General features: G+C 65.1%; 18 protein-coding genes and 1 tRNA gene. 14 read left to right on the forward strand and 5 right to left on the reverse strand.

The annotated features are described in order from the left end of the window. Window positions 1-294: 294 nt before the first annotated feature. The 3 genes from QCE88_RS01715 to dprA all read right to left on the reverse strand — a co-directional run bounded on the left by QCE88_RS01715 (window position 295) and on the right by dprA (window position 5390). Entirely contained in the window at window positions 295-2949 is a 2655-nt protein-coding gene (locus QCE88_RS01715; RefSeq protein WP_309898650.1) for a DNA topoisomerase III, read from the reverse strand. Between the two features lie 240 nt (window positions 2950-3189). Beyond that, window positions 3190-3567, reverse strand: coding sequence for a thioredoxin family protein (locus tag QCE88_RS01720; protein ID WP_309903316.1), 378 nt, complete (start codon window positions 3565-3567; stop codon window positions 3190-3192). A gap of 617 nt (window positions 3568-4184) precedes the next feature. Continuing rightward, on the reverse strand, window positions 4185-5390 hold the full coding sequence (dprA, locus tag QCE88_RS01725) for a DNA-processing protein DprA (RefSeq protein WP_309898652.1): 1206 nt from the start codon (window positions 5388-5390) through the stop codon (window positions 4185-4187). A 201-nt stretch (window positions 5391-5591) separates the two neighbouring features. Between dprA and def the strand changes: the two genes are divergently transcribed. The 14 genes from def to QCE88_RS01795 all read left to right on the forward strand — a co-directional run bounded on the left by def (window position 5592) and on the right by QCE88_RS01795 (window position 18270). Continuing rightward, on the forward strand, window positions 5592-6095 hold the full coding sequence (gene def, locus QCE88_RS01730; RefSeq protein ID WP_309898654.1) for a peptide deformylase: 504 nt from the start codon (window positions 5592-5594) through the stop codon (window positions 6093-6095). Between the two features lie 3 nt (window positions 6096-6098). Further along, window positions 6099-7076 carry a methionyl-tRNA formyltransferase gene (fmt, locus tag QCE88_RS01735; RefSeq protein ID WP_309898656.1) on the forward strand — a complete coding sequence of 326 codons (978 nt, stop codon included), beginning with the start codon at window positions 6099-6101 and terminating at the stop codon, window positions 7074-7076. A gap of 70 nt (window positions 7077-7146) precedes the next feature. Beyond that, window positions 7147-7794: a LysE family translocator gene (locus tag QCE88_RS01740; RefSeq protein WP_309898658.1), complete on the forward strand. Its 648-nt coding sequence runs from the start codon at window positions 7147-7149 to the stop codon at window positions 7792-7794. A 132-nt stretch (window positions 7795-7926) separates the two neighbouring features. Next, on the forward strand, window positions 7927-8781 hold the full coding sequence (htpX, locus tag QCE88_RS01745; RefSeq protein WP_309898659.1) for a zinc metalloprotease HtpX: 855 nt from the start codon (window positions 7927-7929) through the stop codon (window positions 8779-8781). A 165-nt stretch (window positions 8782-8946) separates the two neighbouring features. Continuing rightward, window positions 8947-10401, forward strand: coding sequence for a 16S rRNA (cytosine(967)-C(5))-methyltransferase RsmB (gene rsmB, locus QCE88_RS01750; protein WP_309898661.1), 1455 nt, complete (start codon window positions 8947-8949; stop codon window positions 10399-10401). Further along, window positions 10398-10994 (forward strand): DUF4390 domain-containing protein, encoded by a 597-nt coding sequence (locus tag QCE88_RS01755; protein ID WP_309898663.1) that lies wholly within the window; start codon window positions 10398-10400, stop codon window positions 10992-10994. The genes rsmB and QCE88_RS01755 overlap by 4 nt, the downstream gene beginning before the upstream one ends. A gap of 22 nt (window positions 10995-11016) precedes the next feature. Beyond that, a complete protein-coding gene (locus tag QCE88_RS01760; RefSeq protein WP_309898665.1) occupies window positions 11017-13446 on the forward strand; it encodes a PAS domain-containing sensor histidine kinase in 2430 nt (809 codons plus the stop codon). Then, the gene (gene esaR / locus QCE88_RS01765; RefSeq protein WP_309898667.1) at window positions 13447-14160 is read left to right on the forward strand and encodes a response regulator transcription factor EsaR; all 714 of its coding nucleotides are present in this window, start codon (window positions 13447-13449) and stop codon (window positions 14158-14160) included. It abuts the gene before it with no gap. A 121-nt stretch (window positions 14161-14281) separates the two neighbouring features. Further along, window positions 14282-14357: transfer RNA gene (locus tag QCE88_RS01770), tRNA-Phe, on the forward strand. 418 nt (window positions 14358-14775) lie between these two features. Further along, window positions 14776-15510 (forward strand): 7-cyano-7-deazaguanine synthase QueC, encoded by a 735-nt coding sequence (queC, locus tag QCE88_RS01775; protein WP_309898669.1) that lies wholly within the window; start codon window positions 14776-14778, stop codon window positions 15508-15510. Between the two features lie 28 nt (window positions 15511-15538). Continuing rightward, entirely contained in the window at window positions 15539-16171 is a 633-nt protein-coding gene (gene queE / locus QCE88_RS01780; RefSeq protein WP_309898671.1) for a 7-carboxy-7-deazaguanine synthase, read from the forward strand. 6 nt (window positions 16172-16177) lie between these two features. After that, window positions 16178-16624, forward strand: coding sequence for a 6-carboxytetrahydropterin synthase QueD (gene queD / locus QCE88_RS01785; RefSeq protein ID WP_309898673.1), 447 nt, complete (start codon window positions 16178-16180; stop codon window positions 16622-16624). Between the two features lie 186 nt (window positions 16625-16810). Beyond that, entirely contained in the window at window positions 16811-17593 is a 783-nt protein-coding gene (locus QCE88_RS01790) for an aldolase/citrate lyase family protein (protein WP_309898675.1), read from the forward strand. After that, entirely contained in the window at window positions 17590-18270 is a 681-nt protein-coding gene (locus QCE88_RS01795) for a tetratricopeptide repeat protein (protein ID WP_309898676.1), read from the forward strand. The genes QCE88_RS01790 and QCE88_RS01795 overlap by 4 nt, the downstream gene beginning before the upstream one ends. A gap of 18 nt (window positions 18271-18288) precedes the next feature. On the opposite strand, the gene rodA is transcribed toward QCE88_RS01795, so the two are convergent. Both rodA and mrdA read right to left on the reverse strand, forming a co-directional pair. Beyond that, entirely contained in the window at window positions 18289-19437 is a 1149-nt protein-coding gene (rodA, locus tag QCE88_RS01800; RefSeq protein WP_309903319.1) for a rod shape-determining protein RodA, read from the reverse strand. 23 nt (window positions 19438-19460) lie between these two features. Beyond that, entirely contained in the window at window positions 19461-21728 is a 2268-nt protein-coding gene (gene mrdA, locus QCE88_RS01805; protein ID WP_309898678.1) for a penicillin-binding protein 2, read from the reverse strand. Between the last annotated feature and the right edge of the window lie 117 nt (window positions 21729-21845).

Consider the following 21845-nt stretch of genomic DNA (forward strand, 5'->3'; position numbering starts at 1 on the left):
CCATGCAACTGAAATGCGCTTAGCGCGTCTCGCGCACTGAGGTCTTCTTCGCAGGGGGGCTTTGGAGCCGGCGGAACTGCCGGCTACCGGCCATGCAACTGAAATACGCTCAGCGCGTCCTGCGAGCTGCGGTCTTCTTCGCGGGGACTTTGGAGCCGGCGGAACCGCCGTCTACCGGCCATGCAACTGAAATGCGCTCAGCGCGTCTTGCGAGCTGCGGTCTTCTTGGCGGGGGGGCTTTGGAGCCGGCGGAACAGAACCGCCGGCTCCCGCCCGCAGGCAGCCGAAACGCGCTCAACTCGTCTTGCGCGCCGTGGTCTTCTTCGCGGCGGCTTTCTTCGCGGGCGCCTTCTTGGCCGCGGCAGGCTTGGCGCGCGTGGTCTTGGCGGCCACGGCGACATCGCTGTCGCCCGCATCGTCGCCGCTGTCCGCTTGCGCTTCGGCGGCAGCCGCGCCGCGCTTGGCCGCAGCCGACTTCGCCGCCGGCTTGCCTTCCTTCTTCTCGAACTCGAAGCCGATCTTGCCGTCCGGCTGCTTGACGAGAAACGCCTTGAAGTTACGTCCGGTGCGCGACGACTTGAACCCCGTCAGCAGGTCCGTGCGGCCTTCGCCGAGCAGCTTCTGCATCTGCTCGCGCGCGATTTCCTGTTGCAGGATGACCTTGCCCGACCGGAAGTCGCAGGTCTTCGGATTCGCGACCGAGTTCTCGCACACGTAGCTCATGCCGTGCTCGAACACGCGCGACTGACACTTCGGACAGGCGCCGACCGGCGTCTGCTCCGAGAAATCGGGCGGTTCGCCGTCTTCGCCGCCGTTGTCCTGGCCGAAGTCGAATTCGAGCTTGTAGTTCTTGATTTCGTCGTCGAGCGCGAGCTTGAGAATGGCCGAGAACGGCCGGCCCATCTTGCTGCGGAAACCCGACAGCGGCCCGATGGTCTTCTCGCGCAGCAATTCCTCGACTTCCGGAATCTCGAACTGACGGCCGCCCGGAATCTTCGAGATCGAAAATTCGCACTTGGTGCAGGCGAAGCGGCGATAGTTTTCCTTCACCTGCGAACCGCAATGCGGGCAGGGCGTTTCGAGCGTCGCGTAATCGCCGGGGATCGTGTCGGAATCGTATTCCTTCGCCCGCTTGACGATGGTCTGCGTCATGCGCGCGATTTCCTGCATGAAGGCATCGCGATGCAGGTTGCCGCGTTCCATTTGCGAGAGCTTGTGCTCCCACTGACCCGTCAGCTCGGGCGCGGTGAGTTCCTCGACGCCGAGACCACGCAGAAGTGTCATCAACTGGAACGCCTTGGCGGTCGGAATCAGTTCGCGGCCTTCGCGCACCATGTACTTCTCGCCGAGCAGGCCTTCGATGATTGCCGCGCGCGTCGCCGGCGTGCCGAGACCCTTGGCGGCCATCGCATCGCGCAGTTCCTCGTCCTCGACGAGCTTGCCCGCGCCTTCCATGGCCGAGAGCAGCGAAGCCTCGTTATAGCGCGCCGGCGGCTTGGTCACGAGGCCGTGAGCGGCGACCTTCTCGACATCGACCTTTTCGTCCTTCTGCACCGGCACGAGATTGCCGTCCTCGCCCGCGGCTTCGCGGCCATAGATCTGCAGCCAGCCCGGCTCGACGAGCACCTTGCCTTCGGTCTTGAAGTGATGCCCGGCGACCTCGGTGATGCGCGTGGTCACGAGGAATTCCGCCGCCGGGAAAAACACGGCCAGGAAGCGCTTGACCACCAGGTCGTACAGCTTCTGCTCCGGCTCGGACAGCGCCTTCGGGGCCTGGAGCGTCGGGATGATGGCGAAGTGGTCGCTGATCTTCGAGTTGTCGAAAATGCGCTTGTTCGGCTTCACCCAGCCCTTGTCGAGCACCTGCTTGGCAAACGGCAGATAGTTATTGCTGTCCTTGAGCATGGTCATGGTGTCCTTGACCGTGCTCAGGTAGTCCTCGGGCAGCGCGCGTGCATCAGTACGCGGATAGGTGAGGACCTTGTGCTTTTCGTACAGCGCCTGCGCGAGACCGAGCGTGTTCTTGGCCGAGAAGCCAAAGCGGCCGTTGGCTTCGCGCTGGAGGCTCGTCAGGTCGAAGAGCAGCGGCGACATCTGCGTGGACGGCTTCGATTCTTCCGTGACGATGCCGGTCTTGCCGCGGCAGGCGGCCACGACCGATTCCGCCGCCGCGAGGCTCCACAGGCGCGAATCGCGCTGTTCGGGATCGTTTTCGACGCGCTTGAACTTCGGATCGAACCAGCGGCCTTCATACAGGCCCTTCGCGGCGATGAATTCGGCGCGCACTTCCCAGTAGTCGCGCGGCACGAAGCGGCGGATCTTCTCTTCCCGTTCAACGACGATCGACAAGGTTGGCGTCTGAACGCGTCCGACCGTTGTCAGGAAGAAGCCGCCGCCCTTGCTGTTGAACGCGGTCATCGCCCGCGTGCCGTTGATGCCGACCAGCCAGTCGGCTTCGGAACGGCAGCGGGCGGCGTCGGCGAGCGGTTGCATGTCGGCGTCGCTGCGCAGGTTCGCGAAGCCGTCGCGGATCGCGGCGGGCGTCATCGATTGCAGCCAGAGCCGCTGAACCGGATGCTTCGCCTTCGCATGCTGCGCGATCAGGCGGAAGATCAGTTCGCCCTCGCGCCCCGCGTCACATGCGTTGATGAGGCGGTCGACGTCCTTGCGCTTCATCAGCTTGGTCAGCACCTTCAGGCGCGACTCGCTTTTCGCGATCGGATTCAGGTCGAAATGCGGCGGAATGACCGGCAGATTGGCAAAGCTCCACTTGCCGCGCTTGACGTCGTATTCCTCGGGCGCAGCGATCTCCAGCAGGTGGCCGACGGCCGACGAGAGCACGTAGTCGTCGCTCTCGTAGTACTCGTCATGCTTGGTGAAGCCGCCCAGCGCCCGCGCGATGTCGTTCGCGACGGAGGGCTTCTCAGCGATGATCAGGGCTTTGGACATGACTCAATAAATTTGGTAACTGGCAGCGGCCCAGTTTGGGCTGCTTCAACGACCGCTTTATAGCACAGGCTTTGCGCGGTGGGCGCCGAAGCGCGATGGCGGCGTTGCAGCCGACTGCCTGAAAAGGTGAATTGAACATGGCGTTGCGCGCAATTCGTGCCCGCTTTTTGTCCGCTTCCTGTCCCTTTTTTGGATGGTTCTACACGCTCGCTCGAAGTCCCGTTTCCGAGCGGGCAACGGTCACGCCATGGCAAGGATGGGCCGCAACTTGGGCGCGCCAGCCATATTGGGCAGCGCAGTGAGGTCGGTCAGCAGACGCTGGACGATTGATGCTTGCGGCAGCACAGTGCCGAAGAAACGGGTCGTGACCGAGTCCTCGATGAGAATCGTCGGAAAATTTTCCACGTCGAGGTCGTCGAGGAGATCGGCATGATTTTCAATGTCGATCCATGCGAAACAGATCTCGGGATGCGTGTCGGCCAGCCCGTTGAAACCATCGAGATACTCGCGACACGTGCCGCACCATTCGGCGCACAGGCAGGCGACGAACAGCGTGCCGGGTTCGGCGATGCGCTCAGCGATGCGCTCGGCATCGGTATCGAGATTCAGCGCGGGCATGGTTTCAACGAAATCCTCTTGTTCGACGGCGGGGGACGGCACGATTTTTTCGCGAATGTAGCATGACACCGCGTTACGGTCGCGCCATGGCCGTGTAGGGGCTGTCCGGCAGCGACGTGATCTGACGGCACGTTACGGCTGCTCCACTGCCGTGCGTATGCCGCCCGGCCGTGACGGCACGGTATGGTTGCCCCACGGCCCAATAGGGGCCTCCCCGCAGCGGCGCGACCTGACGGCACAATGCGGTCGCTCGACCGCGGCGTGTAGGCCGCCCGGCCGTGACGGCACGGTATGGTTGCTCCACGGCCGAATAGCGGCCGCCGTGCAGCGGCGCGACCTGTCGGCGCCTATGGTTGCTGTACCGCCGTGCGTGGGCCGCTCGGCCGTGACGGCACGATATGGTTGCTCCACGGCCGAATAGGGGCCTCCCCGCAGCGGCGCGACGTGTCGGCACGTTACGTTTCTAGTGCCGTGTGGGCCGCCGGGCAATGACGGCACGTTTTGGGGGCTCCTCGGCCGAATAGCGGCCGCTCTGCAGCGACGCGACCTGACGGTACATTGCGGCTGCGCCGTTGCCGTGCATGGGCCGCCCCGCCGGGCGCGACCGTGATGGCACGTCACGCCCGGTCCACCGCCGTATACCGGCCGCCCGGCAGCGGCGTCACGCGGCCGCTCATCTCGAGTTGCAGCAGCAAACCTTGCAGCGCCGCGCTGTCGAACTGGGTGCGCGCGGCGAGTATTTCAAGGGTCGCCGGCGCGTGACCGAGGGCAGCGAGCACGCGTGCGGCCTGTTCGCCGGGCTCGTTCTCAGAGGGCAAGCGCGCCGAAGCCCACGCTGCGCTGACCGGCCGTGACGCCGTGCTGCGGCCAGCGGCGGCGGTAGCCGGCGTCGGAACGCCGAATTCCTCAAGGATCTCCTCGGGCGTTTCCACGAGCTTGGCCCCTTGTTTGATCAGCCGATGACAGCCCTGAGACAGCGGCGCGTGAATGGACCCGGGAAGCGCGAAGACGTCACGCCCCATTTCGTTGGCAAGGCGGGCCGTGATGAGCGAACCAGAGCGCATCGCGGCCTCGACGATCAGCACGCCGCCCGACAGGCCCGCGATCAACCGGTTGCGTTGCGGAAAGTTGGCGGACCGCGCAGGCGTGCCGAGTGGCCATTCGGACAGGATGGCCCCGTCCCGGGCGATCTCATGCGCGAGCGCGCGATGCGCGGACGGATAGACGAGGTCCGCGCCCGTGCCGATCACGGCGATGGTCCCGGCAGCGCTGCCTAGCGCCCCACGATGCGCGGCGGCGTCGATTCCAAGCGCCAGGCCCGACACCACGGCGAGCCCCGCGCCCGACAGCGCGAGTGCGAACCGGCGCGCGTCTTCGAGTCCCTGCGGCGTGGCGTGCCGGCTGCCGACGATGGCAACCGCACGTGCCTGCAGCCGCTCGAGCCGGCCTTTTGCGTACAGCAGCGCGGGCGGATCGGGCATGTTGAGCAGGGCCTGCGGGTAGTCGCTGTCGGCGAGCGTCAGGATGCGGTTGCCCGGCTCGGACGCCCACGCCAGCGCCCCTTCAATATAGTGGCCGAACGATGTCCCTTCGATCTCGGCGGGCGGCGCCAGCACGGCTTCGGCGACGCCCGGGCCAACGACCCGCGCGAGCGACGCAAAACTCTCCGCCAGCACTTCGCAGGGTCCGCCGAAGGCCGCGAGCAACTGGCGCAGTGCGAGTGGCCGCAATCCGGGGGCATGGGCGAGCCGCAGCCAGGCGCGAAGTTCTTCGGCGGCGGTCGTCGAGGCGTTGGCCTCGGTCGGCGGGGCGGCGGTCGTCATGTTAAGATTTTTGATCCGAAAGACATTGAGAAACGTCGCCCGGCCTCGCGCTCAGGCCTGATGCGACGCGTACGGGCCGCTTGCCGGCGGCGTTGAATCCAGCGGATTCACCCGCATATTTTTTGGCATGCCGCCCCTTCCCCGCAACCTGGCCGAATGGCCGATTTACACGCGTCGCGGCGCGCGTAGACAATCCGAATCATGGCTCTGCTCAAGATACTCAACTACCCGGACAAGCGCCTGAACAAGGTGGCGAAACCTGTCGCCGTCGTGGACGACCGCATCCGCAAGCTCGTCGCCGACATGGCCGAGACCATGTACGCCGCACCGGGCGTCGGCCTCGCCGCAACCCAGGTGGACGTGCATGAGCGCGTGATCGTGATCGACACCTCGGACGCGCATGACGAACTGATGGTCTTCATCAATCCGGAAATCATCTGGTCGAGCGAGGGCAAGAAAGAGTGGGAAGAGGGCTGTCTGTCGGTGCCGGGCATCTATGACTTCGTGGAGCGGCCGGACAAGGTCCGCGTGAGGGCACTCAACGCAAAGGGCGAAACCTTCGAGCTCGATTGCGACGAGCTCCTAGCCGTGTGCATCCAGCACGAAATGGATCACCTGGCGGGTCACGTGTTCGTCGAATACCTGTCCACGCTCAAGCAGACCCGTATTCGCGGCAAGATGAAGAAGCTGGAAAAGGCGCTGTAAGCCATGAGCCAGTCGCTGCGTGTGGTGTTCGCCGGTACGCCCGAATTCGCTTCCGCCGCGCTGGCGGCCATTCAGGCGGCGGGCTTTTCAGTGCCTCTGGTCCTGACACAGCCGGACCGGCCAGCGGGACGCGGCATGAAGCTGACGGCCAGCCCGGTCAAGCGCTTTGCCGTCGAGCACGGCTTGCCCGTCGCGCAGCCCACCTCGCTGCGCCGCGCGGGCAAGTATCCGCAGGAAGCGGCCGAAGCCATCGATCTGTTGAAGGCCACGCCGCATGACGTGATGGTGGTCGCCGCCTATGGCCTGATCCTGCCGCAGGAAGTACTCGACATCGCGCCGCGCGGTGCCATCAACATTCACGCGTCGCTGCTGCCGCGCTGGCGGGGCGCCGCGCCGATCCACCGGGCCATCGAGGCGGGCGACGCCGAAACCGGCATCACGCTGATGCAGATGGACGCCGGCCTCGACACGGGCGCGATGATACGCAAAGGGCGCACGCCCATTCTCCCCGCCGACTCCACCGCGTCGCTGCACGACCGGCTCGCGCAGATGGGCGCGGAGCTGATTGTGGCCGCGCTGCGCGACCTGGAACGCGACGGCGCGCTGCCGTCCACGCCCCAGCCGGAGGAGGGCGTCACGTATGCCGAAAAGATCGCCAAGAACGAAGCGGCGCTCGACTGGCGACGTTCCGCGCAGGAACTCGGACGCCAGGTGCGCGCGCTCGATCCTTTCCCCGGCGCATTCGGCACGCTGGACGGTGCGGCGATCAAGATCTGGGCGGCCCAGCCTGTCGATGCTGCCTCGATTCAGGGCGATGCCGGCACCATCGCGGAAGTCGGTCCGGACGGCATTGTCGTGACGTGCGGCAGCGGGGCGCTCAGGCTCACGCAGTTGCAAAAACCGGGCGGCAAGCGTCTGCCGGTGCGCGAGTTTCTTGCCGGCGCACCGCTGGTCAAGGGGCAGCGTTTCACGCTGATCTGAAGGACGTCCAAACAGGCGCGGCGCTAAAATAAATAGCTGTCAACACGCGTCTGTCTGTCTGGAGTTCCCGATGCTCGGCATTACCGGTTTCACCTTCTTCCTCATCGCTGTTTTCCTGCTGAACGTCACGCCGGGTCCCGACACGGCGTACATCGTCGGGCGGAGCGTCGCGCAGGGCCGTGGCGCGGGCGTCGTGTCGGCGCTCGGCATTTCCGCGGGGTGCATCGTGCATACGCTCGCCTGCGCGTTCGGTTTGACGGCGATTCTCGCCGCATCAGCAACGGCTTTTACGGTCGTCAAGATTGCCGGCGCGATCTATCTGATTTATCTCGGCGTCCGTTTGCTGTTTGCGAAGCACGAGGACACGGCCGCATCCCGCGACGCGCAAGCATCCGAAAAGGCCGCGCCCAAGCCGCTGCACCGGCTGTTCACGCAAGGTTTCATCACCAATGTGCTGAATCCGAAGGTCGTGCTGTTTTTCGTATCGTTCTTTCCGCAGTTTGTCGCGGCCGATAGTCAGCACAAGACGCTCGCGTTCCTGACTCTCGGCATGGTCTTCATTGCCATGAGCACGGTCTGGAACAGCTTCGTTGCCTGGATTGCGGGCAGCGTAACTGAACGCTTCGCAGGCAAGACGGGGGTGCGCAAGTGGCTTGACCGCACGGTCGGCGGCGCCTTTGTCGGGCTGGGCATCAAGCTCGCGACCTCGCATCGATAAAACTCGTCGCCGCCGATTGAATTATCGACGAACACCCATATCTAACATTTTGCTTACAATCGCTATACCGGCCGCATGGGCCGGGAGCACCGCGCCTCGCGCGCACCGTACACAGGGAGAGGAGTTCCGCATATGTTCAACTGGGTCAAAACCGCGATGCTGATGGCTGCGATCACGGCCCTCTTCGCCGTGATCGGCGGCGTGATCGGCGGGTCGAAGGGCATGATGCTCGCGCTGCTCATCGCGCTGGGCATGAATTTCTTTTCATACTGGTTCTCGGACAAGATGGTCCTGCGCATGTACAACGCGCAGGAAGTGGACGAGACCACCGCGCCGCAGTTCTATCGCATGGTGCGGGACCTGGCCACGCGGGCGCAGCTGCCGATGCCGCGCGTCTACCTGATCAACGAAGACGCGCCGAATGCGTTTGCCACGGGCCGCAATCCGGAGCACGCGGCGGTGGCGGCGACCACGGGCATTCTGCGGGTGCTGTCCGAGCGTGAAATGCGCGGCGTGATGGCGCACGAACTGGCGCACGTGAAGCACCGCGACATCCTGATCTCGACCATCTCGGCCACCATGGCCGGCGCCATTTCCGCGCTCGCGAACTTCGCGATGTTCTTCGGCGGGCGTGACTCGGAAGGCCGGCCGTCGAATCCCATCGCAAGCATTCTGGTGGCGATCCTCGCGCCGATCGCGGGCGCATTGATCCAGATGGCGATTTCGCGGGCGCGCGAATTCGAAGCGGATCGTGGCGGCGCGGAGATTTCGGGCGACCCGCAGTCGCTTGCGAGCGCGCTCGAGAAGATTCACGCCTATGCGTCCGGCGTGCCGTTCCCGGCGGCGGAAGCGCATCCGGCCACCGCGCAGATGATGATCATGAATCCGCTTTCGGGCGGCGGGATCGCCAATCTGTTCTCGACGCACCCGGCCACCGAAGAGCGCGTCGCGCGTTTGATGGAAATGGCGCGCACGGGCCGCTTCTGATGCTTCCAGGCGTGTGACGAAGGCCGTTCCGGTCGTAGCGGAACGGCCTTTTTTTGCGTGCCGAACGCGCCTCGCCCCCGCCTGTCCGGGCGCGCGAACCCTGCACGTTACAATCCCCGTTCCACGCAAGCTGTCCGCTTGTCGTCCGACCGTTTCCGTTTCCTCATGACCGAACAGCCTTCCCGCCGGCCCGCCGCCGCGCACTCACGCCTGAGCGCGCTTCGCCTCGCGCCCGATTCGCTCGGGTTCGCGCTCGATTGCGCGGCGCAGGCCGTCGGCGCGGTGCGTGCCGGCTCGTCGCTGCCGGCGGCGTTGCAGACGGTCATCGCGGCATCGAAGCAGACAAGTGCGCGCGGCGCGGTTCAGGACATCGCGTATCGCACGATGCGTCGCCTCGCTCTCGCCGACGCCCTGTTGCGCAAGCTCGTAAAGAAAGCACCGCCGCCGCACGTCGGCAACGTGCTGAGTTGCGCCTTTACCCTGCTCGCCGACGACGAAGCCCACGCGGCTTACGCGCCCTTCACCGTGGTGGATCAAGCGGTCGGTGCGATCGCGGCGCGCCGCGAATTCGCCTTCGCGAAGGGCCTCGTGAACGCGGTGCTGCGCGCTTTCCTGCGCGAGCGCGACGCGTTGATCGACGAAGCCCGCACGCAACCCGTCGTGCGCTGGAATTATCCGCAATGGTGGATCGACGCGGTGAAGCGCGGCCAGCCGGAAGCCTGGGAGCGCATTCTCGAAGCGGGCAATCATCAGGGGCCGCTGACCTTGCGCGTGAACGCGCGCCGCGCGAGCGTCGAAGCGTACCTGTCGCGCCTGCACGAAGCCCATATCGAAGCCGACCTGGCCGGCACGCATGCAGTGCGGCTGAGAACGCCGATTGCCGTGGACCGCATTCCCGGCTTTGACGAAGGCGTCGTCTCGGTGCAGGACGCGGGCGCGCAAGTCGCGGCGCAAGTGCTCGGCGTGCAGGACGGCATGCGTGTACTCGATGCCTGCGCGGCGCCGGGCGGCAAGACGGGTCACATACTTGAACTGGCGAACGTCGATCTGATCGCGCTGGAGAGCGACGCCGACCGGGCCACGCGCATCGCGCAGAATCTCGCGCGTCTGAAGCTCGAGGCGCACATCCAGACCGGCGACGCCGGCGACCCCGCGCACTGGTTCGACGGCAAGCCGTTCGACCGCATCCTCGCCGACGTGCCCTGTTCGGCCTCGGGTATCGTGCGTCGTCATCCGGACATCCGCTGGCTGCGGCGCGAGTCGGACATTGCCGCGCTCGTCGCCGAACAGCGGCGCATCCTGTCCGCGCTGTGGCCGTTGCTGGCGAAGGGCGGCGAGCTGCTCTACGTGACGTGCTCGATCTTTCCCGAGGAAGGCGAGGAGCAGGCCCGCTGGTTTGGAACGGTCCATGAAGATGCGGTACGATTGGACGCGCCGGGGCAATTGCTGCCGACAGCGGCGCACGCAAGCGCGGGCGCGGCGCACGGTTTACCGGATGGTACACATCTCGCAGGCTCTGTTCCGGTCGAGGCGCCAGGCGCCGGTTCATCGTCCGGTCGGCACGCGGCGGCCATCGCCGATCACGACGGATTCTTCTACGCGCGCTTTCAGAAACGGTGACGATCAAACGCTTTCTTCCGCTCAGGCTCGCGGCCGTCATCTGGACTGCGCTGGCGCTCTGGCTGAGTTTCGCCGCGCCTGATGCCGCCCACGCCGAAACCATCGGCGTGCAGCGCGCGTCGCTGCAGGCGGACAGCAACGGCTGGAGCCTCGACGCGCATTTCGACTTCGACCTCAACAGCAGCCTCGAAGAAGCCGTGAACCGCAGCGTCCCGCTCTATTTCACGATCGACTTCAATCTGTCGCGGCCACGCTGGTACTGGTTCGACGAAGAGCCGGTCAATGTCTCGCAGAGCATCCGCCTGTCCTATCAGCCGCTGACCAACGAATATCGCGTGTCCACTGGCGGCTTGCAGTTGCGTTTCGCCTCGCTCGACGAAGCGCTCGCGGTCATCCGCCACGTCACCTCGTGGCATGTGATCGACCGCAACCAGGTGCAGGGTGGGCAAACCTATACCGCATCGGTGCGCATGCAACTCGACATCGCGCTGATGCCCAAGCCGTTCCAGATCGACGCGGTGAACAACCGCGACTGGAATCTCGCTTCCGACTGGAAGCGCTTCACCTTTACGGCGGCAGAACGTGCGAAATAGATTTCGACGCGGCCGCACGGACATGAAGAGTTTCGTGGTCCGCTTGCTGGTCTCCACGGTGGCGGTCACGGCAGTGCTCCTGCTCGTGATGCTCGCGCTCGCGAGCGCGAATACGGAGTTCTTCGACCGCTATTACGGCTGGCTGTACGCGGCCAACGTCGCGGTGGCGATTGTCTTCATGCTGATCGTCATCAGCCTGTTCATCATCATCGTGACGCGGGTGAGACAGGGACGCTTCGGCACGCGTTTGCTTGCCAAGCTCGCGTTCATCTTCGCGCTCGTCGGCGTGGTGCCGGGCGCGATCATTTACGTGGTTTCGTATCAGTTCGTTTCGCGCAGCATCGAATCGTGGTTCGACGTGAACGTGGAAACCGCGCTTACGTCGGGTCTGACGCTCGGGCGCGGCATGCTCGAAACCTCGCTCGCCGACTTCAAGAACCGCGGCCGGCAAATGAGCGACCAGCTCGCGAGCGCGGACCCGTCGAGCCTCACGCTCGCGCTGCTGCGTCTGCGCGACCAGTACGGCGTGCAGGATGCGGTGGTGTTCGAGCGTCCGCGCGACCAGTACAACCGCGAGGATCTGTCGGTGAACGGCGGCTCGTCGCGCGTGCCGGGCTTGCGCACGGTCGCGCAGGCCTCGGGCAACTACTACGCGCTGCTGCCCGCCAACGAGCCCACCGGCACGATGCTCAAGCAGGCGCAGGATCATCCGTATGGCGCGATCGAAGGAGAGATCGACGGCGATCCGACCTCGAACGGGCCGAAGGGCGCACTGCGCCTGCGCGTGGTCACGAAGATTCCCGATCCGTCCACCACCACGGAATTCCAGCACGTCGACCGTTTCCTGCAGATCGAGCAGCCTGTGAGTCAGGAACTCGCGCGCAACGCGGACGCCGTGCAGCGCGCGTATCGCGAGTATCAGGAGAAGCGCCTCGGGCGCACGGGCTTGCGGAAGATGTATATCGGCACGCTGACGCTCGCGTTGTTCCTTGCCACCTTCATCGCGATGATGCTGGCGCTCGCGCTCGGCAATCAGCTCGCGCGGCCGCTGTTCCTGCTGGCACAAGGCACGAAGGAGGTCGCGGAAGGCGATTACACGCCGAAGCGGGAAATCAATTCGCGCGATGAACTCGGTTTCCTCACGCAGTCCTTCAACGCGATGACGCGCCAGTTGTCCGAAGCGCGCGCGGCGGTCGAGAACAATCGCATTGCCCTGGAGCATTCGAAGGCCTATCTGGAGAGTATTCTCGCGAACCTGACGGCGGGCGTGTTCGTGTTCGATCGCCAGTTCCGCCTCACGACCGTGAATCGCGGCGCGGAGCGCATCTTCCGCCAGCAGTTCGGCGCGCTGCTGAATCATCCGCTCGACCAGATCGGCGTGCTCGCCGAATTCGGAGCGATGGTGCGCAAGGCGTTCGCCGAACGCGATGCGGCGGCGGGCGGCAGCGATCATCGGATCGGCGACCGTGGCCACTGGCAGCAGCAGGTGGCGGTGACGGTGCCGGGCGAGAACGATCCGCTCACGCTGCTGGTGCGCGGCACGCAATTACTGGGGGTGAGCGAAGCCGATTCCGACGACGCGGAAACCACAGGCTACGTGGTCGTGTTCGACGACATCTCCGACGTGATCTCCGCTCAGCGTTCGGTGGCGTGGGGCGAGGTCGCGCGGCGGCTCGCGCACGAGATCAAGAACCCGCTCACGCCCATTCAGCTCTCGGCCGAGCGCCTGCAGATGAAGCTTGCCGACAAGCTCACGCAGCCTGACGCCGAGGTGCTGAAGCGCGCCTCGACCACCATCGTCAATCAGGTGCAGGCGATGAAGCAGATGGTCGATGATTTCCGCGAATATGCGCGCACGCCGCCCGCGGTGCTCGGCAACCTGCAACTGAACGATCTCGTCGCCGAAGTACTGACCTTGTACGGCATCGAAGACGGCAAGACGCCGATCAAGATCGACCTCACGAAGCTGCCGGTCATCCGTGGCGATGCCACGCAGATCCGCCAGGTGATTCACAACCTGTTGCAGAACGCACAGGATGCGGTGGCGGACGTCGCGGAGCCGCGCGTGCTGCTGGAAACGAGAACAGTAGAATATGGCGAGCCCGATGCCTCCGGACACGCGCGTGTCGCGGTCCGGCTGACGGTATCGGACAACGGCCCGGGCTTTCCGGCGCGCATTTTGTCGCGCGCATTCGAGCCTTACGTGACAACGAAGGCGAAAGGCACGGGCCTGGGACTTGCAACGGTGAAGAAGATCGTCGATGAGCACGGCGCGCGCATCGACATACGCAACCGCTCGAAGGCGGCGGATGTGGTTGAAGGCGCGCAGATATCGATCCTGTTTCTACAGCTGGCGGACGATACCGCGGCGCCCGGCGCCACGGCCTCGGGCAGCGGTGCGGCGGCAAGTCACGGAACGACAAAAGCAACAGTGCAGACAAGGGCAGCGTAAATGGCAACCATCCTGGTGGTAGACGATGAAATGGGGATCCGGGAACTGCTTTCGGAGATCCTGAGCGACGAGGGCCATGTCGTGGACGTGGCGGAAAACGCGCAGCACGCGCGCGACTACCGTCTGCAACAGACGCCCGATCTCGTGCTGCTCGACATCTGGATGCCCGATACCGACGGCGTCACCCTGCTCAAGGAGTGGGCCGCGCAGGGCAAGCTCACGATGCCGGTGATCATGATGTCGGGTCACGCGACCATCGACACGGCGGTCGAGGCGACGAAGATCGGGGCGCTCAATTTTCTGGAGAAACCGATCGCGCTGCAGAAGCTGCTGAAGGCCGTCGAGCAGGGGCTGGCTCACGGCACGGCGCCTTCGCCCGCGGCCATTCCGGCGAAGCCGCCGGTGGGCGCGGGTGCAGCGGGCGTGCCGGTGGCCGCGGCGCTGCCGAGCGCCATGGGCGCGGGCGCGGGTCTGTCGAGCGAGGCGGCGGCGGGCGCGCCAGGGCAGGCGGGACAAACGGCGTCCATTTCGTTCGACATCCCGTTGCGCGATGCCCGCGATGCCTTCGAACGCGCCTACTTCGAATATCACCTCGCGCGCGAAAACGGCAGCATGACGCGCGTGGCGGAGAAGACCGGGCTGGAACGCACGCACTTGTATCGCAAGCTCAAGCAACTGGGCGTGGATCTCGGCAAGAACAAGAACGAAGTCTGATTTCGCTGACTTCGTCGTGTGCGCCGTTCATTCCAACGCCGCTTCGAACCGCAGCGAGCAAAATTTGCGTTGAGGGGCTTGAGGCGTGTGTTGGATCCTGCTATAGTTTCACCTCTTCGTTGGCCCGGTAGCTCAGTTGGTAGAGCAGCGGATTGAAAATCCGCGTGTCGTTGGTTCGATTCCGACCCAGGCCACCAGAATGCTAAAAGCCCGAGAGTCTCATCGCTCTCGGGCTTTTTCTTTGTGGCGTGCCGCCAGACGTTCGTAGACCGGATCTTGCGAAGTCGCAGTGTCGGCCCCCGCGCCCAGCTCGGCGAATCTCTGCCCCGCATGCTAAAATTCGCGCCGAATTAAGGACTTGCCTCGTCCTCGGACCCGCAAGTCCTTTTCTTTTCGACGCTCCGAGTCGGTCGCACCGCGCATCGCGCGGCACAACGCGAGCTTCCCGTTCCGCTATCGACGGCATAAAAGGGCGTGCAGGTCCGGCGCAAGCCGCCGGCCTATACTGGACGCGCGGGGCGTCGCTGCCCGTGCCGCTCAGCGCGAAATCCGGTCCTTCCGACTTCCTGACGGCGCGCGACGCCATTCTCATACACGGAGTACGGAGTTTTCACGGTGACTCGGACAGACGCTAAAGACAGTGCGCTCGTGCTGTTCTCGGGCGGCCAGGATTCGGCCACGTGCCTGGCCTGGGCGCTCGAACGCTACAGAACAGTCGAAACGCTGGGGTTCGATTACGGGCAGCGGCATCGCGTCGAACTGGAATGCCGCGACGGTTTTCGCGCCGCGATCGCGCGTGAATTCCCGCACTGGAGCGAGCGTCTCGGCGAAGATCACATGGTCGATCTCTCGGTGCTCGGCGCGATCAGCGAAACCGCGATGACGCGCGAGATCGAGATCGAGGCCACCGCGAACGGCTTGCCGAATACCTTCGTGCCGGGCCGCAATCTGCTGTTCATGACGATTGCGGCGGCGCTGGCGTATCGGCGTGGATTGAAGGTGCTGGTCGGCGGCATGTGCGAGACGGATTTCTCGGGCTATCCCGATTGCCGCGACGACACCATGAAAGCGCTGCAGGTCGCGCTCAATCTGGGCATGGAGACGCGCTACGCGCTGGAGACGCCGCTCATGTGGCTCGACAAGGCCGACACCTGGCGTCTTGCGGAAACGCTCGGCGGCGAGGCGCTGGTCGAACTGGTGCGCGTCGAAACGCATACCTGCTACGTCGGCGAGCGCGCGGAACTGCATGACTGGGGCTTCGGCTGCGGCCAGTGTCCGGCATGCAAGCTGCGCAAGCGGGGTTACGAGGCTTATCGCGCGGGCGAGCAGGTCACCACGGCGCCGGTCTGATTTTTTATTCGAGGTTCACAGGGCAGTCATGACTTACGCGGTCAAGGAAATCTTCTACACGTTGCAGGGCGAAGGCGCCAACGCCGGGCGTCCGTCCGTGTTCTGCCGTTTCGCGGGCTGCAACCTGTGGTCGGGACGCGAGGAAGATCGCGCGGAAGCCGTCTGCCAGTTTTGCGACACCGATTTCGTCGGCACCGACGGCGAGAATGGCGGCAAGTACCGCACGCCCGCCGAACTCGTCGCGAAGATCGCCTCGCTGTGGCCGGAAGGCGCGCAACACAAGTTCGTCGTGTGCACCGGCGGCGAGCCGATGCTGCAGATCGACGCGCCCTTCGTCGACGCGCTGCATGAAGCCGGCTTCGAGATGGCGATCGAGACGAACGGCTCCTTGCCCGTGCTGGAGAGCATCGACTGGATCTGCGTGAGCCCGAAGGCGGACGCGCCGCTCGTCGTGACCCGGGGCAACGAACTGAAGGTCGTGGTGCCGCAGGACAACCAGCGTCTTGCCGACTACGAGAAGCTCGACTTCGAGTACTTCCTCGTCCAGCCGATGGACGGTCCGTCGCGCGACCTCAACACGAAGCTGGCAATCGACTGGTGCAAGCGTCATCCGAAGTGGCGGCTGTCGATGCAGACCCACAAATACCTGAACATCCCCTGAAACGCCGTGCAGACGATCACCCGAAAACTCGAATTCGACGCGGGCCACCGCATTCCCGATCACCGCAGCCAGTGCCGTAATCTGCATGGCCATCGCTACGTGCTCGAAATCACGCTGCAAGGCGATCTCGTCGATGTGGAAGGCGCGCCGGACCGCGGCATGGTGATGGACTTTGCCGACGTCAAGGCGCTCGCGATGGAGCATCTCGTCAACCAGTGGGATCATGCGTTCATCGTCTATTCGGGCGATACACAGGTGCGCGAGTTCCTGCACACGCTGACGGACCACAAGACCGTCGTGCTGGACCGCATTCCGACTGTCGAGAATCTGGCGGCCGTCGCGTTCGACATCCTCGCCAACGTCTACGACGCGCATTACGGCGTCAATCTGAAGCTGAAGCGTCTGCGTCTGTACGAGACGCCGAACTGCTGGGCCGACGTCGAGCGCAGCTGAAGCGTCGGGCCGTCGCGGGCGCAAGCACGTCCGACGCCCGCGCTTGTGTCACGGTATGATCGTCCGGTAAGTCGCCACCCTCCACGGCGACACGACACGGAGCGCACGCATGCCGTCACTTCTTCCGTCGTTCTTCTCCCTGCGGCCGAGCGCGGCGTCTGCCTCCATTGACGAGGAAGCCGCGCAATGAGCACCTTCACGAATCCCATCAAGCAGCGGCTCGCCGAGCCGGGTCCCCTGTTCGGCCTGTGGCTGTCGCTCGGCAGCGCCGATGCCGCCGAAGCGCTCGCGCACGCGGGCTTCGACTGGCTCTGCATCGACATGGAGCATTCCCCGAACGATAGCGTCGACGTGGTCGCGCAACTCCGCGCGATCGCCGCCGCGCATCTGCCGAGCGAGCCGATCGTGCGCGTGCCGTCCGGCGAAGGCTGGCTCGTGAAGCGCGCGCTCGATGCCGGCGCGCGTACGCTGATGTTCCCCAACGTGCAATCGGCGGAAGAGGCGGCGCGCATCGTGCGCCTCACGCAATATCCGACCGAGGCCGCGCTCGACGGCCTGCGCGGCGTCGCGGGCGCGGTACGCGCCGCGGCCTTCGGCATGCGTCGCGATTACGTGACCACGGCCAACGCGCAGATCGTGACCATCGTGCAGATCGAATCGGTGGCGGCGCTCGAGGCCGTCGATGAGATCGCGGCGACGCCGGGCATCGACTGTCTGTTCATCGGGCCGGCGGATCTGGCGGCGAGTCTCGGCCATCTGGGCGACGGCAAGCATCCCGACGTGCAGGCCGCCATCACGAAGATCGCCGACGCGGCGCAGCGCGCGGGCATCGCAAGCGGCATCTTCGCGATGGATGCCGCCAGCGCGAAACAGTACGCACAGGCGGGCATCAAGCTGGTCGCGATCGGCGCCGACGTGATGTGGCTGTTGAAGGCGACGCGCCAGGCGTTGCAGGAGGCGAGATCATGAACACCGCGCGGGCGTGGGTGATCGCGGCGATGAGTCTGTCGCTGGCGGTGGGTTGGGCGCATGCCGACACCGCGCCCAAGCCGACCGATCTCGCCACGCAAAATGCTGTCGCCGATTACAACGCCGGCAATCTCGTGGCGGCGCGTTCGGAGTTCCGTCGCGCGGCGCAGAAAGGCAGCCGTCTCGCCGAGTTCAACTACGCGATGATGCTGCTTAACGGCGAAGGCGGTCCGGCGGATGTGCCCGAAGGCAAGAAGTGGCTGCGCCGCGCGGCGGACGCCAACATGACGCATGCGCAGTACGTGTACGGCAAGATGTACGACGATGGCCAGTTCGTCGAGAAGGATCCGGCGGAAGCGCATCGCTGGTTCCTGCGCGCGGCGAATCAGGGGCACGTGCAGGCGGAACTGGCGCTTGCCAATCAGTTTCTCGATGGCCGCGGCACCGCGCGCGACAACACGCAGGCGTTCACCTGGTACAAGAAGGCCGCGCAGGGCGGCGACATGACGGCGCAGTACGTGGCGGGATCGTTCTATGAACGCGGTGGCGATGGCGTCGAACGCAATCTGAATGTGGCGCGGGCCTACTATGCGGCGGCGGCGGCGCAGGGCGATCCGGCCGCAAAGCTCAAGTATCTGCAACTGAGCGCCGAACTCGAACAACAGAAACCGCAATAAGGTGCGGAGCGGGCCAAGCTAGCTCTGCATTAGCCGCTTCTGCCGCGCAACGCTCATGATCAGTCCGACCGCCACGCCGAGCGTCGCGAGCGCCGTTCCGCCATAGCTCATGAACGGCAGCGGCACGCCGACCACCGGCAGGATCCCGCTCACCATGCCGATGTTCACGAACGCGTAGGTAAAGAACGCGAGCGTGAGCGACCCGGCCAGCAAGCGCCCGAAGAAGGTCGCGCCGTTCGCCGCGATAAACAGTCCGCGCGCGACCAGCGCCATGTAGAGAAACAGCAGCACGAGCCCGCCCGCGAGTCCGAACTCCTCCGAAAACACGGCGAAGATGAAGTCGGTGTGCTTCTCGGGAATGAACTCCAGGTGCGCCTGCGTGCCTTGCAGCCAGCCCTTGCCCAGCGTACCGCCCGAGCCGATGGCAATCACCGCCTGAATGGTGTGGAAGCCCTTGCCTAGCGGATCGGAGGTCGGGTCGAGCAGCGTGCAGATGCGGTGCTTCTGGTAGTCGTGCATCATCGGCCAGTTGACGTCCGGCTGGCAGATGCGGTCCTGGAACACCGCGACGCATGCGATCACCACGACGCCCGCCGCGAGCACCGGCAGGATCAGCTTGAAGCTGAGACCCGCGAAATAGATGACGAACACGCCCGCCGCGAACACGAGCACCGCCGTGCCGAGGTCGGGCTGCTTGGCGATCAGGGCAACTGGCAGCATCAGGATCACGAAGCCGACCACGTAGTCCCACCAGCGGATGTTGCTCTCGCGTTTCTGATAGTACCAGGCGAGCATCAGCGGCATCGCGATCTTCATGATCTCCGACGGCTGAATCACCACGCCGACATTGAGCCAGCGTTTCGCGCCCTTGCGCGTGAGTCCGAAGGTGGCGACCGCGATCAGCAGCGCGACGCCCACCGTATAGAGCGGCACGGCGAAGCGCATCAGCGTCTGCGGCGGGATATTGGCGAGCACCCACATCAGGCCGAAGGTCAGCATGATGTTGCGCAGCTGGTCTTCCACGCGTCCGGGCACGTCGAGACTCGCGCTGTACAGCGTCACAATGCCGACGCACATCAGCAGGAACACGATGAGCGCGAGCGGTTTGTCGAAGCCCGCGAACATGCGCTTGGCGCGGTCGAGCCACTCGCGCTTGTCGAATTGCATGTGCAGTTGCATCACGGTTTCCTTTATTCGTCGATGCCGCCGGTCGGCGCGAGCACGCGCACGCCGTCGTTCTCGTTGCCGCGCACCATCGACGGCGCGCCCTCCGCCGGGCGTTTCTTCGGCGCGGGCGTGCGGCCGGGCGCGGAAGCGGGCAAGGCGGCGGCGGCGGACGCGGCGCGCGGCTTCAGCGCTTTCGCCGCGGAGGCGGGCAGCGGCGGCGCCGAAGCGGCTTTCGCGACAGCGGGATTCGACGCCGCCTGCGGCGAAAACGCCGGCGATGACTTCGCGACCGACGCGGGCAATGCGGCTGCGGCGGGTGACTCGGTGCCGCCGATCATCGGCAGGCCGGCATCGGTGGTGGCGGACGCGGCGGCGGCCACCGCAGCCGCTTCGGCGCCCGGCTTGAGGCGGTCGACGAGATAGTAGTCGAGCACCTTGCGCGCGATCGGCCCCGCCGACTCCGCGCCCCAGCCGCCGTTCTCGACGATCAGCGCGAGTGCGATCGTCGGGTGGTCTGCCGGCGCGAACGCGGTGAACAGCGCGTGGTCGCGCAGATGTTCGGCGAGCGCATGCCCCTTGTAGTTCGAGCCCTGCAGCGAATAGACCTGTGCCGTGCCGGTCTTGCCCGCCGCCTGATACGGCGCGCCCGCGAAGACCTTGGCCGCCGTGCCGTTGTTGACGACGCCTTCCAGCGCGCGCTTGATGAAGTCGATGTCCTTCTGCTGCACGTTGATCTTGTTGCTCGGATCGCGCACGACGACGCGCATGGCCTTGCTGATCGGATTCTCGATGTCGCGCACGAGGTGCGGCTTCATCACGACGCCATCGTTCGCCAGTGTGGCCATGGCGTGCGCGAGCTGCAAAATCGTGAACGAGTTGTAGCCCTGGCCGATGCCCAGGCTGATGGTTTCGCCCTCATACCAGCGCTGCTGTTCCGGCCGGCGATACGCCTTGCGTTTCCATTCGGTGGACGGCAGGATGCCGCGCGCCTCGCCCGCGATGTCGATGCCGGTGATCTGGCCGAAGCCCCACGGCTTCATGAAGTTGGCCATCGCGTTCACGCCGAGGTCGTGGGCCAGCATGTAGAAGTAAGTGTCGTTGGACACGACGATCGCGCGGTTCATGTCCACCCAGCCCTGACCCGAACGCACGTCGTTGCGGAAGGTGTGGCCGCCGAAGGTGTACGAACCCGGATCCTGGAAGCCCCAGCCCGGCGTGCGCTTGTGCAGCGTGAGCGCGGCCAGCGCCATGAACGGCTTGTAGGTGGATCCCGGCGGATAGGTGCCGTGCAGCGGGCGGTTCAGCAGCGGGTGATCCGGCGAGTTGTTGAGCGCGTCCCAGTTCTGCTGGTCGATGCCGTCGACGAAGGAATTCGGATCGAAGCTCGGCGCCGACACGAACGCGAGCACGTCGCCAGTGGACGGCTCGATGGCGACGAGCGCGCCGCGCTTGCCCGCGAAGGCCTGCTCGGCCACCTGCTGCAAGCCGATGTCGAGCGACAGCACGAGATTGTTGCCGGGCGTGGCCTGCGTGCGCGACATCGTGCGCACCGGACGGCCGCCCGCCGTCACTTCCACTTCTTCGAAGCCCGTCAGCCCGTGCAGTTCCGTTTCGTAACTCTGCTCGACGCCGATCTTGCCGACGTAATCCGTGCCCTTGTAGTTGTTGGCATCGAGGCGCGGATCGTAGTGGTCGGAGTTTTCGTCGTTGGCGTCGCTGGCGTCGTCGATGCGTTCCTGATCGCGCTGCGAAATCCGCCCGATGTAACCGATCACGTGCGCCGCCGTCATGCCGAGCGGATACTGCCGGAACAGCCGGGCGCGCACTTCCACGCCCGGAAAGCGGAAGCGCTGTGCGGTGAACTTGGCGACTTCGTCGTCGGTGAGACGCGTGCGGATCGGCAGGCTTTCGAAGTTCGTCGAGTCTTCCAGCAGCTTCTTGAAGCGCCGGCGGTCGCGCGAGTCGATCGGGATGACCTGCGCGAGCTCGTCGATCACTTCATCGAGCGTGCCGTTGATCTTCGACGGCGTGATTTCGAGCGTGTAGGCCGAGTAGTTCTTTGCCAGGATCACGCCGTTGCGGTCGGTGATGATGCCGCGATTCGGTACGATCGGCGCCACCGAGATGCGGTTCTCGTTCGCCTGCAACGAATACTTGCTGAAGTGCCAGACCTGCAGATACAGGAAACGCAAGCCGATCAGCCCGAAGCAGACGAACACGAACAGGCCCGCCGCCGCGACGCGGAGGCGGAACCTGGACAACTGCTGCTCGGTGTTCTTGATTTCGGTCATGCGCGTTGTGTGCTTCTCGTGTGCTTCTCGTGCGATTGGTTTCGCTGGGGTCTCGCGATTCAAGTGTAGTCCGCGCGCGGACGCTTCATCGGCTGTCGCTGGATGGCGGCGGCAGGG

The organism is Caballeronia sp. LZ035 (genome assembly GCF_031451175.1).
Taxonomy (GTDB): domain Bacteria; phylum Pseudomonadota; class Gammaproteobacteria; order Burkholderiales; family Burkholderiaceae; genus Caballeronia.

What these genes read in the sequence shown, in the direction of transcription:
- queE (WP_309898671.1), top strand. Translation starts at nt 15,539, where the DNA reads ATGACTTACGCGGTCAAGGAAATCTTCTACACGTTGCAGGGCGAAGGC.
- rsmB (WP_309898661.1), top strand. Translation starts at nt 8,947, where the DNA reads ATGACCGAACAGCCTTCCCGCCGGCCCGCCGCCGCGCACTCACGCCTG.
- QCE88_RS01760 (WP_309898665.1), top strand. Translation starts at nt 11,017, where the DNA reads ATGAAGAGTTTCGTGGTCCGCTTGCTGGTCTCCACGGTGGCGGTCACG.
- mrdA (WP_309898678.1), bottom strand. Translation starts at nt 21,728, where the DNA reads ATGACCGAAATCAAGAACACCGAGCAGCAGTTGTCCAGGTTCCGCCTC.
- QCE88_RS01790 (WP_309898675.1), top strand. Translation starts at nt 16,811, where the DNA reads ATGAGCACCTTCACGAATCCCATCAAGCAGCGGCTCGCCGAGCCGGGT.
- QCE88_RS01740 (WP_309898658.1), top strand. Translation starts at nt 7,147, where the DNA reads ATGCTCGGCATTACCGGTTTCACCTTCTTCCTCATCGCTGTTTTCCTG.
- dprA (WP_309898652.1), bottom strand. Translation starts at nt 5,390, where the DNA reads ATGACGACCGCCGCCCCGCCGACCGAGGCCAACGCCTCGACGACCGCC.
- fmt (WP_309898656.1), top strand. Translation starts at nt 6,099, where the DNA reads ATGAGCCAGTCGCTGCGTGTGGTGTTCGCCGGTACGCCCGAATTCGCT.
- QCE88_RS01720 (WP_309903316.1), bottom strand. Translation starts at nt 3,567, where the DNA reads ATGCCCGCGCTGAATCTCGATACCGATGCCGAGCGCATCGCTGAGCGC.
- def (WP_309898654.1), top strand. Translation starts at nt 5,592, where the DNA reads ATGGCTCTGCTCAAGATACTCAACTACCCGGACAAGCGCCTGAACAAG.
- QCE88_RS01795 (WP_309898676.1), top strand. Translation starts at nt 17,590, where the DNA reads ATGAACACCGCGCGGGCGTGGGTGATCGCGGCGATGAGTCTGTCGCTG.
- QCE88_RS01715 (WP_309898650.1), bottom strand. Translation starts at nt 2,949, where the DNA reads ATGTCCAAAGCCCTGATCATCGCTGAGAAGCCCTCCGTCGCGAACGAC.
- rodA (WP_309903319.1), bottom strand. Translation starts at nt 19,437, where the DNA reads ATGCAATTCGACAAGCGCGAGTGGCTCGACCGCGCCAAGCGCATGTTC.
- esaR (WP_309898667.1), top strand. Translation starts at nt 13,447, where the DNA reads ATGGCAACCATCCTGGTGGTAGACGATGAAATGGGGATCCGGGAACTG.
- htpX (WP_309898659.1), top strand. Translation starts at nt 7,927, where the DNA reads ATGTTCAACTGGGTCAAAACCGCGATGCTGATGGCTGCGATCACGGCC.